This window comes from Staphylococcus sp. 231237_7MaSpsaltlick (genome assembly GCF_043107035.1).
The window spans coordinates 52,239-67,728 of record NZ_JBICNX010000005.1; the positions used below are offsets into that span (position 1 = coordinate 52,239).

At 32.0% G+C, this 15,490-nt stretch carries 21 protein-coding genes; 13 read left to right on the forward strand and 8 right to left on the reverse strand.

Going from position 1 to position 15,490, the window contains the following annotated elements:
- Nucleotides 1-114: 114 nt before the first annotated feature.
- On the reverse strand, nucleotides 115-333 hold the full coding sequence (locus ACF91D_RS10840) for a hypothetical protein (protein ID WP_208182286.1): 219 nt from the start codon (nucleotides 331-333) through the stop codon (nucleotides 115-117).
- 169 nt (nucleotides 334-502) lie between these two features.
- On the opposite strand from ACF91D_RS10840, the gene ACF91D_RS10845 reads away from it, so the two are divergent.
- From ACF91D_RS10845 to ACF91D_RS10855, 3 genes are all read left to right on the forward strand, one after another.
- Nucleotides 503-973 (forward strand): DUF1648 domain-containing protein, encoded by a 471-nt coding sequence (locus ACF91D_RS10845; protein WP_327620816.1) that lies wholly within the window; start codon nucleotides 503-505, stop codon nucleotides 971-973.
- Nucleotides 974-1,079: 106 nt separating this feature from the next.
- Entirely contained in the window at nucleotides 1,080-1,772 is a 693-nt protein-coding gene (locus tag ACF91D_RS10850) for an HAD family hydrolase (RefSeq protein ID WP_039068928.1), read from the forward strand.
- 82 nt (nucleotides 1,773-1,854) lie between these two features.
- Nucleotides 1,855-2,244, forward strand: coding sequence for a hypothetical protein (locus ACF91D_RS10855; RefSeq protein WP_107550104.1), 390 nt, complete (start codon nucleotides 1,855-1,857; stop codon nucleotides 2,242-2,244).
- A gap of 72 nt (nucleotides 2,245-2,316) precedes the next feature.
- Here the strand turns inward: ACF91D_RS10855 and ACF91D_RS10860 are convergent, their stop codons facing one another.
- Complete coding sequence (locus tag ACF91D_RS10860) at nucleotides 2,317-2,979, reverse strand: deoxynucleoside kinase (protein WP_039068926.1); 663 nt, start codon at nucleotides 2,977-2,979, stop codon at nucleotides 2,317-2,319.
- Nucleotides 2,972-3,589 carry a deoxynucleoside kinase gene (locus ACF91D_RS10865; RefSeq protein WP_039068924.1) on the reverse strand — a complete coding sequence of 206 codons (618 nt, stop codon included), beginning with the start codon at nucleotides 3,587-3,589 and terminating at the stop codon, nucleotides 2,972-2,974. The genes ACF91D_RS10860 and ACF91D_RS10865 overlap by 8 nt, the downstream gene beginning before the upstream one ends.
- Nucleotides 3,590-3,653: 64 nt before the next feature.
- On the opposite strand from ACF91D_RS10865, the gene tadA reads away from it, so the two are divergent.
- The 3 genes from tadA to ACF91D_RS10880 all read left to right on the forward strand — a co-directional run bounded on the left by tadA (nucleotide 3,654) and on the right by ACF91D_RS10880 (nucleotide 5,703).
- Entirely contained in the window at nucleotides 3,654-4,145 is a 492-nt protein-coding gene (gene tadA / locus ACF91D_RS10870; RefSeq protein ID WP_039068923.1) for a tRNA adenosine(34) deaminase TadA, read from the forward strand.
- Nucleotides 4,146-4,245: 100 nt separating this feature from the next.
- A complete protein-coding gene (locus ACF91D_RS10875; RefSeq protein ID WP_039068922.1) occupies nucleotides 4,246-5,118 on the forward strand; it encodes a Cof-type HAD-IIB family hydrolase in 873 nt (290 codons plus the stop codon).
- Between the two features lie 18 nt (nucleotides 5,119-5,136).
- Entirely contained in the window at nucleotides 5,137-5,703 is a 567-nt protein-coding gene (locus ACF91D_RS10880) for an NADPH-dependent FMN reductase (RefSeq protein ID WP_039068920.1), read from the forward strand.
- 158 nt (nucleotides 5,704-5,861) lie between these two features.
- Here ACF91D_RS10880 and ACF91D_RS10885 read toward each other — a convergent pair whose 3' ends face one another.
- The 5 genes from ACF91D_RS10885 to ACF91D_RS10905 all read right to left on the reverse strand — a co-directional run bounded on the left by ACF91D_RS10885 (nucleotide 5,862) and on the right by ACF91D_RS10905 (nucleotide 9,278).
- Nucleotides 5,862-6,200, reverse strand: coding sequence for a transcriptional regulator, SarA/Rot family (locus ACF91D_RS10885; protein ID WP_039068919.1), 339 nt, complete (start codon nucleotides 6,198-6,200; stop codon nucleotides 5,862-5,864).
- A 97-nt stretch (nucleotides 6,201-6,297) separates the two neighbouring features.
- The gene (locus ACF91D_RS10890) at nucleotides 6,298-7,047 is read right to left on the reverse strand and encodes a hypothetical protein (RefSeq protein ID WP_069792784.1); all 750 of its coding nucleotides are present in this window, start codon (nucleotides 7,045-7,047) and stop codon (nucleotides 6,298-6,300) included.
- Between the two features lie 300 nt (nucleotides 7,048-7,347).
- Nucleotides 7,348-8,226: a GTP cyclohydrolase FolE2 gene (gene folE2, locus ACF91D_RS10895; RefSeq protein ID WP_039068917.1), complete on the reverse strand. Its 879-nt coding sequence runs from the start codon at nucleotides 8,224-8,226 to the stop codon at nucleotides 7,348-7,350.
- Nucleotides 8,227-8,240: 14 nt separating this feature from the next.
- Entirely contained in the window at nucleotides 8,241-8,906 is a 666-nt protein-coding gene (bshB2, locus tag ACF91D_RS10900) for a bacillithiol biosynthesis deacetylase BshB2 (RefSeq protein WP_039068915.1), read from the reverse strand.
- Between the two features lie 12 nt (nucleotides 8,907-8,918).
- Nucleotides 8,919-9,278: a YojF family protein gene (locus ACF91D_RS10905; RefSeq protein ID WP_392437018.1), complete on the reverse strand. Its 360-nt coding sequence runs from the start codon at nucleotides 9,276-9,278 to the stop codon at nucleotides 8,919-8,921.
- 369 nt (nucleotides 9,279-9,647) lie between these two features.
- On the opposite strand from ACF91D_RS10905, the gene nagB reads away from it, so the two are divergent.
- From nagB to ACF91D_RS10940, 7 genes are all read left to right on the forward strand, one after another.
- Nucleotides 9,648-10,379: a glucosamine-6-phosphate deaminase gene (nagB, locus tag ACF91D_RS10910; RefSeq protein WP_318760340.1), complete on the forward strand. Its 732-nt coding sequence runs from the start codon at nucleotides 9,648-9,650 to the stop codon at nucleotides 10,377-10,379.
- Nucleotides 10,380-10,488: 109 nt separating this feature from the next.
- Nucleotides 10,489-11,121 (forward strand): 3-hexulose-6-phosphate synthase, encoded by a 633-nt coding sequence (gene hxlA / locus ACF91D_RS10915; RefSeq protein ID WP_039068910.1) that lies wholly within the window; start codon nucleotides 10,489-10,491, stop codon nucleotides 11,119-11,121.
- 1 nt (nucleotide 11,122) lies between these two features.
- A complete protein-coding gene (hxlB, locus tag ACF91D_RS10920) occupies nucleotides 11,123-11,671 on the forward strand; it encodes a 6-phospho-3-hexuloisomerase (RefSeq protein WP_327620815.1) in 549 nt (182 codons plus the stop codon).
- Between the two features lie 455 nt (nucleotides 11,672-12,126).
- Complete coding sequence (gene dcuS, locus ACF91D_RS10925; protein ID WP_069792783.1) at nucleotides 12,127-13,707, forward strand: DcuS/MalK family sensor histidine kinase; 1,581 nt, start codon at nucleotides 12,127-12,129, stop codon at nucleotides 13,705-13,707.
- A 14-nt stretch (nucleotides 13,708-13,721) separates the two neighbouring features.
- On the forward strand, nucleotides 13,722-14,441 hold the full coding sequence (locus ACF91D_RS10930; protein WP_119586130.1) for a response regulator: 720 nt from the start codon (nucleotides 13,722-13,724) through the stop codon (nucleotides 14,439-14,441).
- A gap of 154 nt (nucleotides 14,442-14,595) precedes the next feature.
- A complete protein-coding gene (locus ACF91D_RS10935) occupies nucleotides 14,596-14,964 on the forward strand; it encodes a YbaN family protein (RefSeq protein ID WP_107543199.1) in 369 nt (122 codons plus the stop codon).
- Nucleotides 14,965-15,189: 225 nt separating this feature from the next.
- Nucleotides 15,190-15,354, forward strand: a complete 165-nt coding sequence (locus ACF91D_RS10940; RefSeq protein ID WP_326025312.1) for a hypothetical protein — start codon at nucleotides 15,190-15,192, stop codon at nucleotides 15,352-15,354.
- Nucleotides 15,355-15,490 lie beyond the last annotated feature (136 nt).

The window sequence follows — 15,490 nt, forward strand, 5'->3', positions numbered from 1 at the left end:
AAATTATGAGAGTAAATTGTAATAACTAATATAATATTTGAGGCTGAGACATACCAATGTATGTCCCAGCCTCGCTTTATGTATGATTTGATAAAATGTATTCCAATAGAATTATTATTTTGAAGATGACTGAGATTGATTTTCCTCTTTTATACCATCTTTAGCACCTTTTTTTATATCATCTATATGATAAAATCCACTAACGACAATCATAGAAACTACAATGACACCAATACCTTTAAACCAACTAGATGGAGACATTTGTTTTTCTCTTTTAGCAAAATATAACCCGATTAATACGGCAACAATAATAAAAGTAATTGCGTAACCCATAAAACAAACCTCCTTTTTGAAATGTTTGAAAATAAACAAAACTAAATTTTTAAGAAAATACCTTCATATCAAAATAGTAACACAACTTTTTAAAACATTAAATATTTAAAAAATAGTGTTTAATGCAATCATTATTAAAGTGAAAGTTGTTTTTGAAAGGAACATCGACGTGAATAAAATATTGAACATTACCAGTTTTATTATGCTTATCTTGTTACTACTATATATATTGATAAATTATAATGCTTTGCCTAAAACGGTGCCAATTCACTATGATTTATACAATCATCCAGATGGATGGGGTGATAGAAATTCATTGTTTGCCATTCCTTTGGTAGGTTTGATGATATGGTTTTTAATGTATTCATTGTATAAATATTATCCAAAACTTATAAAACTAGATATTAACTTAAGAGGCGAACAACCGACAAAGAAGGCGATTAAAACGCATATAACTTTTGTTGTTATTTTGAACTTTGAAATTACTTTGTTTATTTTTTTAATGGGAGTAATGGATATCTATAATATCAAAGGTGGGTCGATACATTTAGGCATCTTTCAGTTTATCGCTTTCGCTATAGTTATTGGAGTAACCTTAATATGGTTAGTAGTGATCGACTATAAGAACAAAAGGAAATAATATAACGAAGGCAGTTTCATTATTTGTATACAAAGTTAGTTTTATATTAAAATAAAATAGGTTTTAAAAACAAAGATAGTGTGAAACTATAGGAGCTGTTCTAGCGATGAAATGGATTTTATTTGATAAAGATGGCACGATTATATATTTTGATCGTAGTTGGATGAAGATTGGTTTACAACTTGTAGATGATTTTATGGAAGTTTACCAAGATGAAATTGGAGATAAAGAAGCGGCTTACGCGCATTTAGGTGTTGTCGATGGAGAAATTCAACCAGGCACAATCATGGCTTCAGGTGCCTTAGATGAAATGGTTAAAGCGTTCTGTGATATTGCAGGCCAAGATGTTACTAAATGGGCACAAAGTAGAAGTCAAATACTTGTAGATAACCGTGTTCCAGAAAATGTCTTGGTAGAAGGTATTGAAGAGACACTTGAAACCTTAAAACGCCAAGGTTATAAGATGGGTATTGTAACAAGTGATTCTAAAAAAGGTGTGGAGCAGTTTCTAGAAATTACGAAATTCGATCATTTCTTTGATGTGGTTATTTCAACAGAAGCAAACGCAGTTGAAAAACCAAATCCAGAAGTACTTAATCCGTTATTTGATTATTATGATGTAGCGCCTCAAGATGTAGTTATGGTAGGTGACACTGCAAATGATATGCAAACAGGTGTTAATGCGGAATTAGGCTTGAAAATTGCTGTTTTAACGGGTGTGGGTTTGGAACAAGAATTTACAAATGCGGATTACATAGTAGAAACTGCAAATGATATTGTGGAAATAATAAATCAATAGGCTTAACCACTAAATTATGTCATAATATACGTAACGTATATTATGATTTTTTTATATTTAATATAAGTGTCGAGGTGATTAGATGATTGATGGTAAATATGCCGATTATCAAGGTGAAACTTATAAAGTAGTGGAAATTATTAGTAATGAAGTTGTATTGGTCACTGAAGACGAGCGAGCTTTAGCGCATGGTTTTAAAGCAAATACGACAAACCACACTGCACACGCGTTGTATTTTAAACACGTTGCACGAGATGATATAGATGAAATGTATGCACTGTATCAAGAAGCGAGATACGGTGGTGCTGTTTTTGATCTCTATCAAGATACTGAGGGGCAATTATATATTGGTACCGAAGATGAAGATAAGGCTAGCACCTTTGGCTTAGTACAAACAGATGAATATTACTATAGTAAATACGTGACTGAAGATGAAATTGAAAAAATTATATATCGAAGTCATATTGAATAAATTACGATACCTGAATAAAAAGTCACTCCGACTAAAAGTTTAGTGGAGTGACTTTTTATGTAATGTTAGAGGCTAACGTTGATCAACTTTACGGTATGTGTCAATGACATGACGTATTTTATCGATAACTGGGTTTAATGATTCGGGATCCTCGTGTAAGTCATATTCATTAATGTTTACTCGAACAACAGGGCACGCATTAAATTCGGAAATCCAATCTTCATAGCGTTGGAATAATTTTTGCCAATATGCTACATCTGTTTCAATTTCCATTTGACGACCACGTTGCTTAATTCGTTGAATTACATCGTCATAATCACATTCTAAATAAATTAAGACGTCTGGTTTAGGGAAGTAAGGTGTCATTACCATAGCGTTGAAGAGTTCAGAATAAGTTTGAAAGTCTTCAGAACTCATTGTTCCTTGTTCTTCATGCATTTTGGCAAAAATATCAACATCTTCATAAATAGAACGGTCTTGAATAAAACCGCCACCGTATTCAAACATTCGTTTTTGTTCTTTAAAGCGTTCTGCTAAGAAATAAATTTGTAAATGGAAGCTCCAACGTTCAAAATCATTATAAAATTTATCGAGGTAGGGATTATTATCGACATTTTCAAATGACGTTTTAAAGTTAAAGCGTTCTGCTAAAGCTTTTGTTAATGTTGATTTGCCAACGCCTACTGTACCAGCGATAGTAATTACAGCATCTTGTGGAATACCATATTTATTCATGCTCATGTCCTCCAATAAGTGGTTTCACTAATTCTAAAATATAATTATAATCTTCATCATACTTAACAAAGTCAAGTTGAGTAGTATCGATTCGTATAACGCGAGCGCCCTCTGATTTAAGAGACTCGTAATAAGCATTATAGTCACGCTTTAGATTTAATAAATAATCATCTGCAATTTGATGTTCAAAGCTACGATTACGATGTGCAATACGTGTTTTTAGCATTGCTAAATCAGCATCTAAAAAGATGATAACATTCGGCATTTCTAAATCTTCGGTTAAAATATCGTATATTCTTGAGAATTTATTATATTCTGATGTGGTTAAGGTATTATTCGCAAATATCTTATTTTTATATATGTGATAATCGCTAACAATCCCATTATTAATTAAAGCAAGATCTTGAAATTGTTTATATCGATTACATAAGAAAAACATTTCTGTTTGGAAACTCCATTTTGAAATGTCATCATAGAAATCTGATAAAAAAGGATTTTCTGTAATAATTTCTTTTTCTTCATAATATTTATAAGTTTGACTGAGTTTATGTGCTAAAGAAGATTTTCCGACTCCAATCGGACCTTCAATTGCGATAAAATGTTTTTTCATATTTTCCGCTCCAATGTTAAAATAGACATTAAATATTGTACCATATGTGAGGTGTGTGAGACACATGACAAATCACCAATTTTATATGAAAATGGCGATTGAAGAAGCTAAAAAAGCTGGCGATATAGGTGAAGTACCTATTGGTGCTGTGATTGTTAAAAATGATGAAATTATTGCAAGAGCACACAATTTAAGAGAATCAAAAAAAGACCCAACCGCACATGCAGAATATCTTGCTATTCAAAAAGCATCAAAGCTCTTAAATAGTTGGCGACTGGAAGAATGCCAACTATATGTGACATTAGAACCTTGTGTTATGTGCGCTGGTGCCATTGTAATGAGCCGTATTCCACAGGTGATATATGGTGCAAAGGATCCCAAAGGCGGATGTGCGGGTAGTCTAATGGACCTCTTACAAGAACCTAGGTTTAACCACCGTGCACAAGTAGAAAGAGGTGTAATGGAAGAAGCATGTAGTCAATTATTGACTGAATTTTTTAAGAACATAAGAAAAAAGAAAAAAATCATACAAACAGCCGATAATACAAATAACTAAACTTTTGGTAGAATAAGAATGTGTTACAAAATTATGGCAAATGAGAATGAGATGTAATTAAATTTGTGTAATCGATCTAAGAAGGGAACGAGGTAAACGAATGATAAACTTAATTGCTACAGATATGGATGGGACGTTACTTAATGCCGCACATGAAATATCCGAGGAGAATATTAAAGCCATTAAATATGCGCAGTCACAAGGGATTACTGTTGTAATAGCAACAGGTCGTGCTTTTTATGAAGCAAACACGCCTGTAAATCAAACAAATTTAAAAATGCCGTATATTTGTTTGAATGGCGCTGAAGTGAGAGATGAATCATTTAACATCATGAGTACTTCTAATTTGAACCGTGAATTAATCAATAGAATTACGCATGAACTTAAGAATGAAGATATCTACTACCAAGTGTACACAAACTTAGGTATATATACAGAAAATCCACAGCGTGACTTAGAAATTTATATAGATATTGCTGAACGTGCAGGACAAAATGCGGATGTAGAAAAGATTAAAGCGGGCATCCAAAAACGTATTGATAACGGTACTTTAAAAGTGGTAGATAATTATGACAAGATTGAAGATACACCTGGTGAAATTGTAATGAAAATTTTAGCGTTTGATAGCGATTTGTCTAAAATTGACCGTGTCAGTGAAAAATTAGCACAATCAGAAAGTCTTGCAATATCTTCATCATCTAGAGGTAATATTGAAATTACGCATTCAGATGCACAAAAAGGTATAGCTTTAGAAACAATTGCTGAACGACTAAACATTGATATGAAAAATGTTATGGCAATCGGCGATAATATGAACGATATTTCAATGCTTGAACGTGTAGGATATTCTGTTGCTATGGAAAATGCTGCGCCAGAAGTGAAAGTAGTAGCAACATACGCAACAGATTCTAATGAAGCAAGCGGTGTTGGTAAAGCAATAATGAAACTACTCCAAGAAAACAATGAAAAATAGTATGAGGTGAAGTAATAAATGAAAGGTTTAATTATAGTAGGTAGCGCGAAATTAGGTTCGCATACTACTGCATTATCAAAATATTTAAAAGGTCATTTTGAAGAACATGATTTTGAAGTCGATATCTTCGATTTGGCAGAACGTCCAATCCATCAACTTGATGTATCTGGTGCTTCACAACCAAGTGAAGATTATAAAAACAATTTAAACATATTAAAGGAAAAAGCGAGAGCAGCAGACTTCTTTGTGTTAGGTAGTCCGAATTATCACGGTTCATATTCTGGTATTTTAAAAAATGCATTAGATCATTTAACAATGGATGATTTTAAAATGAAACCAGTTGGCTTGATTGGTAATAGTGGGGGTATAGTAAGTTCTGAACCACTATCACATTTAAGGTTAATTGTTAGAACGTTGTTAGGTATAGCGGTACCAACACAAATCGCTACTCATGATACAGATTACAAAAAACTTGAAGATGGTACATTATACTTAGATAATGAAGAGTTCCAATTACGTGCACGTCTATTTGTAGATCAAATAATCTCATTCGTTAAAAACAGTCCTTACGAACATTTAAAATAGGGTGAGAGTACCATTTCATTTATGAACTAAAATGGTGCTGTTAATCAGTGTAAAATAGTTATAAAAGGAAGCAAAAATCCTACATAATACTCTACATCACAATAATGGGCTGGAACATATATGTTCCAGCCCATTATTTATATTATAAACTTGGTTGATTAGCTTTTTCTACTTAATATCGTATCGACTATTAAATGATATTGCTTAATAATAGATTTTATTTTAGAGAAATCAATATCATGTAAGAAAATGCGTCTTTCATCATAAACGTCTCTTGATTTTTTAAACAATCCTAAGTCACTTAAGTGATTAATTTGTACTGATATTGGTGTATTTTCTATATTTAAGTGTTTTTTAAGTTCTACAGCATCAATTTTTTCTTTATTGAGGTAATTTAGCTTTTCTAAAATTACAATTTCTAAAAACGACATGTCTAAATTCTTCTTTAGTGCTCTTTTAATTGTATTTCTATTTTCTTCATAATAAATTGTATCCATATTTACCCTCTCAATTCTTTTTAAACTTTGTATAAAGATTTGTCTTATTGGTTCACTTTATAGTGCGCATCCATATTGACTATGCCTTTAATACGTTTTATTTATTAAAAGATTGATAGGGAGCATAGCCTTTAATTTTTTCAAATTGTTGCAAATAATTTTGAAAAGTACGGAAATGATATATTTTCCAGACGTCTTCTAATGTATCTCCGTTCAATAATGAACAATTAGAAAAATGAATTTTTGCAGCAACAATATATTGTGACAATGTACTACCTACGATCATTGTAAAAGTTCGAGATAAAAAGCTAGCATTTACAAAAAATATTTCGGCAATTTGCTGACAATTTAATTTATCTTGTATATGATTGTGAATGTAAATTGTCACGTTTTTAATTAGCGCATATTTATAATTATTTGCTTCATATCCAAGTTGATTGTTACACATGCTTAATGTATGTATAGTTGTTAAAAGTGTTAAAAATGCTTGATTAGGTATATGACTTTGTTCCGTCAAAGTTGAAAAAAGATTTGTAAATTGTGATTTTAGTATACGGTGCGCTTCAAGATGTGTAACAATGGTTTTGGACATTGTTTGTTCGATATCATTTATGTAATGGTAGTTGTTTATTGATAAGCAAAGTAAGTCAGCATCAATAGATATAAGCTCGGTATATTCATAATCATGGACGTAAAAAATATCACCAGCAATATATTGTTCAAAGATATCGTTTTTTAGTAAAGTGACATCGCCCTTTGAGACCCAATAAATATTTAAAAAGTGTGGCGTACTTAAATTATAATCAGTGCTTTTTATAAGTTTATGAAGTTTAATTTTATAGTCCATCTTTTCATTACCCCACACTTATCGTATAAAAATTGATTTAAAGTTACTATCATAATCATTTTAATATGGAAATCGTATATAGAACATTAGCTAAATTTAAATCTTAGTATTTATTGTTTTAAAAATAGAGAAGTGCAGCTTAAATAGATGTTAAAATTTTTAATCTAACATACTAAAATTTTACTCAAGTGTCACTTATACTACCAAAACATAAAAAATATATTATATATGCAAACAAAAAAAGCGTACAAAAAGTCTGGTTAATATCGACGTTTTGTACACTTTTTAAATGTCTAAATTTTATTTTCTGTATTTTAATTTTGCAAAAGCATCATGTTGATGTATAGATTCTTCGTTACGACATTCTATATCGAATCCATCGAGCCATTCAAAACCGACTAAGTCTGCAGCGATTAGACGAATTAAATCTTCTACAAATCTTGGGTTTTCATAAGCGCGTTCTGTAACGCTTTTTTCATCTGGACGTTTGAGGATAGGGTATAATATAGAGCTTGCGTTAGCTTCCATGGCATCAAGAATTTTTCCTTTATAATCGTCTACTAGTTCAACATCTTTATTGATGTATGCTTTGACAGTTACGATACCACGTTGGTTATGAGCTGAGTATTCACTAATTTCTTTAGAACAAGGGCAGAGTGTCGTTACTGCAGCTTGAATTGTGATTTCCTTACGTGTTACTTCTTTTTTATCTATTGCTAGGCCGTAAGTAACATCTGCATGACCTACAGCTTTAATTTGAGTTACTGGGCTGTGTCGATCAAAAAACCACTTTGCTGATACATCTAGGCCAGCAGCATTTTGATTCATGCTTTCTTGTAAACTACGTAGCAGTTGATAAAGTGAGTCAAAGTCTAATTCTATACCGTTATGGTAGTGTTTTTCTACGCTTTCTAAAATACGGCTCATATTGATACCTTTTTCATCTTGATTAAGGCTTGTTGAGAAACTAAAGTTTCCAGCAGTTTGGAAACGATCAACAAGTACAGGATAAACAAGGTTTTTAATGCCGACTTCTTCTATCTCAAATAAGAAGTCTTTATGAGTGCTTTGCAAGTCTTTCATATTTTCTTTTACGGTTGGTTTAGTTCCTTCAATAGGGTCGACGGAGCCGAAATGTTTCCAACGACCTTCTCGAGTAGATAAGTCAAATTCTGTCATGCTATTGCCTCCACTTAAGATTCAAAGTTATAAGTCCAATAAGGTTCTACTTCTAAGAAACTGTGCACTTCTCCAGGGACATCAGGTGTTGCTAATTGCTCTAAAAATGGTCCTGTTTGTGATGCGTGTGCTTCAAATGCACGAAGTTTTACCTCTTTATAATCACTGATCTCATTTAGAATGTCAGGTTCACCTAATTTTTCAGGTGCGTCATTACTAAATGCTACAAGTTGTAAACGTGGTCTTTCAGATGCTGGCATACGACCAACTGTTCTTACGACTGCCTCAGCAGTAGCTTCATGGTCTGGGTGTACAGCGAACTGAGGATAGAACGAAATAATTACAGATGGTTGTAATTCATCAATTAAAGATTTAACCATAGCATCCATTTCGTCATGTGGTTCAAATTCAACCGTTTTATCTCTTAATCCCATTTTACGTAAATCAGTTATGCCTATTGCTTCCATGGCATTTTCTAATTCTTTTTCTCTAATGTCCGGTAATGTTTCACGTGTTGCAAAAGGTGGGTTACCTAAATTACGACCCATTTGCCCAAGTGTTAAACATGCATAAGTGACCGGAACGCCATTGTCGATATAACGTGCGAGTGTGCCCGCAGATGAAAATGATTCATCATCTGGGTGTGGAAAAATTACTAATACTTGGCTTTCCTCTGACATAATATGCCCTCCTTAAGCTTTAAATGGTTGAGTACTTATTTCTAAAGCAGCAGCTAATTGACCTTCATAGTTAAATCCCGCTAATAGAAACTCGTCATTTTCATTTACTTCGTAATGTGTTAACCCCTGAACATAAACCCAACCATTATCTTTTAATTTTAGTCCAACGCGGTAAGGATCTTTGTTGCCGCCTTTCAGTTGCGCATGTTCATAAGTCACTTGTATATTTCTTAAAAAGGTTCCCGCATTAAATACACATTGGTCAAAGTGTGCAGCGTAAGCACCATTTGTCGTTTCGACGTGTAGGTATACAGGTTTATGCTCATATGAAGAAAGTAAAGATTGTACTTTTTCATGATTTATTTCTTCCAAAATTTTGCCTCCTTGCTTTCAAAACCCAACATTACAAAATTCATTTGATTTAAATTTAGTACAAACAATGTACGCAAAAAGATATCTACAGTCTAGTTTAAACCGACTTTTGTACATTTGCCACCTGAAAAGTAAATTTTATATACAAGAATTGTACTGTAATTTTGATTATCTATCTATTCTACTAAAAACAGCAATAGAAATGTATAACTCTGCTCATTTTAATATAATTAATTTATGAATTTTTTTAAGGTGTAAGTTCTAAAATTCAATTTCTGTTAAAACGAATAAAAAAACGTATAATGAGTAGTGTGATTGTATATAGTATAAAGTAGTAGTTTAATCATCTTAATAGGAGGGCATTTGTTTATGAAAATAACAAATCTTGGAACAAGAGATTATGCTTCTTTTTATGTAGCTTGCGAATTATATAAACAGATGAGTCAACAATGTCATAGCAAATTAGGTTTGGCTACAGGTGGTACCATGATAGGGGTCTATAAATTTTTAGTCGACTTATTAAAGAAAAATAAATTAGATGTATCGCAAATAGAAACATTTAATTTAGATGAATATGTAGGGCTTGATGCAAATCATGCACAAAGTTATCACACATATATGAATAACGTATTATTCAAACGTTATCCTCACTTTAATCTGTCATTACTTCATGTTCCAAATGGTAATGCAGTGGATTTAGATGAAGAAACAAAGCGCTATGAATATTTGATTAATCAACAAGGTCCAGTAGATATTCAAATATTAGGCATCGGTGAAAATGGACATATTGGTTTTAATGAGCCTGGTACAGATGTGAACAGCGCAACGCATATTGTAAATTTAACAGAAAGTACGATTAACGCGAATAGTCGTTATTTTGAAAATGAAGCTGAAGTACCAAAACAAGCTATTTCTATGGGGCTTTCTACTATTTTAAAAGCTCAGAGAATTATTTTACTGGCATTTGGAGAGAAGAAAAGAGAAGCTATTGAGAAATTAGCTGAAAATGAAGTGAACAGTGAAGTTCCAGCTACCATATTGCATGCACACCCCAATGTAGAAATTTATGTTGATGATGATGCAGCACCTAGATTAAAGTGAGTGAGTTTTAATCATACAGAAAAGGGTAAACATTTTAAGCGTAAGATTTTAAAGCGTAAGCATAGCCAAATGAGGCTTTGATAATCTAATTCAAGAAGGGATGATCATTTTGGAATTACAACTAGCAATTGATTTATTAAACAAAGAGGAAGCGGCAGAGCTTGCAAATAAAGTTAAAGATTATGTAGATATTGTAGAAATTGGTACACCGATTGTAATAAATGAAGGGTTACCAGCAGTACAACATCTAAATGATAATATTGAAGGCGTTAAAGTTTTAGCTGACCTTAAAATTATGGACGCAGCAGATTATGAAGTGAGCCAAGCGGTGAAATTTGGTGCAGATGTAGTAACTATTTTAGGTGTTGCTGAAGACGCTTCAATCAAGGCTGCAGTAGAAGAAGCTCATAAACACGGTAAAGAATTATTAGTCGATATGATTGCAGTACAAGATTTACAAAAACGTGCGAAAGAATTAGATGAATTAGGTGCGGATTATATTGCAGTTCATACAGGTTACGACTTACAAGCTGAAGGTGAATCACCGTTAGAAAGTTTACGCCAAGTGAAGTCGGTAATTAAAAGTTCTAAAGTTGCAGTAATTGGTGGTATCAAACCAGATACAATTAAAGAAGTAGTAGCAGAAGAACCAGATTTAGTTGTAGTTGGTGGCGGTATTGCTAATGCAGATGATCCAGTAGAAGCTGCAAAACAATGCAAAGATGCGATTGAAGGCAGATAATATGACTGAAATTACAAATTACCGTCTAATCTTAGACGAACTAGACCATACCCTTTCACATGTGAAAGATAATGAAGCTGAAGTATTTTTAGCACAGGTCGTTAAAGCGAAACAAGTTTTTGTTGCTGGCAAAGGCCGTTCTGGCTTTGTAGCTAATAGTTTTGCCATGCGTTTAAACCAATTAGGTAAATATGCGTACGTTGTTGGAGAGTCAACGACACCATCCGTCACTTCAGAAGATTTATTTGTGATTATTTCAGGCTCAGGAAAAACCGAACACTTGAAAATTTTAGCTGATAAAGCTAAAAGTGTTGGAGCTGAAGTTGTTTTATTAACGACAAGCCCTAATTCGCCAATTGGCCAATTGACTAATGCAATCATTGAGTTGCCAGCAGGTACCAAATATGATGCAGAAGGCTCAGCTCAACCATTGGGCAGTTTATTCGAACAAGCATCGCAAATATTCTTAGATAGTATTGTTTTAGATTTAATGACGGAACTAAAAATAGATGAAGAAACCATGCAACAAAACCATGCAAATTTAGAATAAGTAAGGTGTTAGTCACTTAAATTATTAACATCTTCTAGACTGTCGACAGGGTCTCCGACTTTGTTGGCAGTTTTTTTGTGCAATTATTATGTATATTTTTCGTGAGTTTCTTCAATCTTCGGCTGTACGCTACAGTTATCGCTTTTCGCACAAAAGCATACTTTAATAATGAATAGTTTTTTTGTACGTATACATAATTTGCGATGGAATTGAATATATATTCTGTTGTAGGATTATATATTATGAATATACGATGAGTTTATTAATATTTCATTTTTATTGGAGTAAGGGCTTTCAAAAAATGCGTATATATTTTAATATTAATTGAATAGATAAAAATAAATTTAGCTAACTATTTATAAATATAGTTTTTATAAATAAATTTAGTGTGATTAATAAATAAAAAGTTAAGATATATTGATGTTTTAGCGTCTAATGTGATGAAGGTGAGATATTTGAAGAAACGACAATGGAAATTAAGTACAATAATTATTATTTTTGTATGTATCGTTGTGCTAATTTCTTTAGTTATTACTAGTATTTTAATAGGAAATACTGTTAAAAATTCTATTCATAGAACTGCTGAAGAGAAGGCAGAAGCTGTGTCTAGCACAACGGCACAATCTAATATTGTTAAAAGGGGTTTGAAAGATAAAAGTAAGGAACAACAAATACAGCGTTATGCTTCTGAAATTAAGGCAGCGACAGACGTCAGTTTCATTGTTGTTATGGATATGAATAGTATAAGAAAATCGCATCCCAATTCTGATTTAATAGGTAAAAAATTTCAAGGAGGAGATGAATCACCAGCCTTAAAAGGGAAAGAAATAATAACTGAATCTAAAGGAACTTTAGGCAAATCTTTAAGGTCATTTACTCCAATTTATGATGAGGGGGAACAGATTGGTATAGTCGCAGTTGGTATACCCATTGAAACTGTAAATGAAGCATTTGCATCGGGAATGAAAGATATTTGTATTGGTCTGATTATAGGTTTGTTTTTCGGCATTGTAGGTGCATACTTATTGGCGAGGTATATTAAAAAGATATTACATGGTTTAGAACCTGGAATTATTGCGAAACGATTAGAGGAAAGAAATACGATGTTGCAGTCTGTTCATGAAGGTATCGTTGCAGTAGATAAAGAGGGTAAAATTAATTTGGTAAATAAATCGGCTATACAAATATTTAAAAAAGCGGGATTAGCTGCATATCCAATCGGCATGAAAATAAATGAATATTTGGATTCAACTCAATTAGATAAAGTGGTAGAGATTGGACAACCTCAAGTTGATGAAGAACAAAATATTAACGGCGTGAAAATATTAGTTAACAGAGTGCCACTATATGTTAATAACCAAATCGTTGGAGCAATTTCAACTTTCAGAGATAAAACAGAGATGAATAGATTATCCGAACAGCTAGTTGGGGTGAAAACTTATGCGGAAACTTTAAGAGCACAATCTCATGAATTTAGTAATAGGTTACATGTTATTATGGGCATGTTACAAATGGAAAATTATGAGGAAGTAAAACAATATATTCGAGAAATTGTGAGTTATAGTGCTCAAGAAAATGTTAATATTGCTACACAAATTAAAGATGCGGCATTGGCAGGGTTTCTAATTGGTAAACTGAGTTTGGCTAGGGAGAAAAATATAGAATTAACGATTCACATAAATGAAGTGGTTCCCGAACCTCATGATAGTCGCTTAACACATGAAATTATTACCGTAATTGGTAATTTAATTGATAATAGTATAGATGCTTTAGAACATCAGAATGACAAAATAATTAAAGTTAATTTAAACTATACACAACAAAATTTGAAATTTGATATAACAGATTCTGGAGAAGGTCTAACAACACATATGCAACATAAGATCTTCGAAAAAGGTTACTCTACAAAAGGAAAAAACAGAGGGTATGGTCTATATTTAATAAAAGAAAGTGTTAAGAAGCTCAATGGCTCGATTAATGTCGATAAAGATTTGGATGGATGCACTAAATTTATAGTTGAAATCCCATATGATTGAAAGAAGGGTAAAAGATGATTGATGTATTAATTGTTGAAGATGATCCGATGGTCGCTCAATTAAACCAACAATTTTTAGAAAAAATAGCAGGATTTAATATAAACGATATCGCATATAACATTAAAGATGCCACAGAAATACTTCAATGTAAGAAGGTTGATTTAGTATTATTAGATGTCTATTTACCAGATGAAAGTGGTTTGACGTTACTTAATTATATACGTCAACATCAATTAAAAACAGATGCAATCTTAATTACAGCGGCCTCAGACATAGAAAAAGTTCAAACTGCGCTACATTATGGGGCAGTCGATTACTTAATTAAACCTTTTGAATTTGAAAGATTTGAACAAGCATTAGTTAAATATAAGAATAAATTTCAAATATTTAATCAACGTGAAGTAGTAGATCAAACCGCGTTAGATGAGGCGCTACTTAATAAGCGCAATGCTGTTAATGAGACTAAAGCAACACTCCCTAAGGGTTTAACACAGAGTACATTACAAGCGATTGTTAATAACGTGAATCAATCAGAAAAGAGTGAGTTTTCTACGTCAGAAATTGCAGAAGTGGCACATATATCTAGAGTCTCTGTACGCAAATATTTAAAGTTTTTAGTAGAAATAGATATTCTTGAAGAGTCACTCACTTATGGCATTGGTAGACCAGTTTATTTATATAAATTTAAGAAGAAAAACATCGATTTTCTACAAAGATATATCTCAGTTACCTAGAAATTATGTAATAATGGCTCAAGTAAATCTTTGTAGTGTTCATAACTGCTGATTGAATATCTACTGCTGAATTTGGACTATGATTGAAGTCTAAAGTTCAAAAAGGCATAAAATTAGTTTATAATTGGAATTAATTAACTTTAGGAGTGTTTTTTTGAAATACTTTTTAATTACTATGGGTGTATTATTTACAATTATTGGTTTTGTAGGAGCTGTATTACCGCTATTACCTACAACGCCATTTTTGTTAGTTGCTGTTATTTGTTTTTCCAAGAGTTCGGAGAGATTTGAAAACTGGTTAGTAAATACTAAAATTTATATAACTTATGTAGAGAGTTTTAAAAACAACAAAGGCTATACTTTGAAAAATAAATTTAAGTTATTGATTAGTGTTTATATTGTTGTTGGATTTTCGATTATTATGATAGATCATTCATTAATCAGACTAGGTTTGGTAATAATGCTGCTCATCCAAACAATTGTACTATTTACAGTTGTTAAAACATTACCTAAGCATTTTTAAGCCTAAAAAATTAGAAATAAGCAACAATAGGATAGCGATTAAACTGTATTTAATTTTTATTTTGACCATTTGTATTTATAAAAGGTAGAAATGGTCAAATGCTCATGTATAATCTCACAAACTCAATATGCAGATTACAAGAGAGGGCTTAAAAATAAAGATATAGGGTCGATGTGCATAAAAACTAGTTTTTAAGCGTTATGCTTTATAACTGGAGGATTAAAAATGAAATTTATCAGTATTATTTTAGGTATTTTAGTGATACTTTCTTGGTTGTTTGTACTAAAAGAGTACAAACAAGGAAATGAGAAAACAGAAAAAGGTAAGACAGTCATTCTAATTGCTTGTGCTTTGACTTTAGTAATGACATTAATGAATTTCTTTGACTAGTTAGAAAGTTGAACATCATACTAATTGGTTTTAAAAGTGATCGAGTTAAAATTTATAAACTTTAGTCATTATATGACATAATATGAATAGAAAAGCTCCCTGGAATCTTTATAGTCGATTTCGAGGAGCTTTTTAA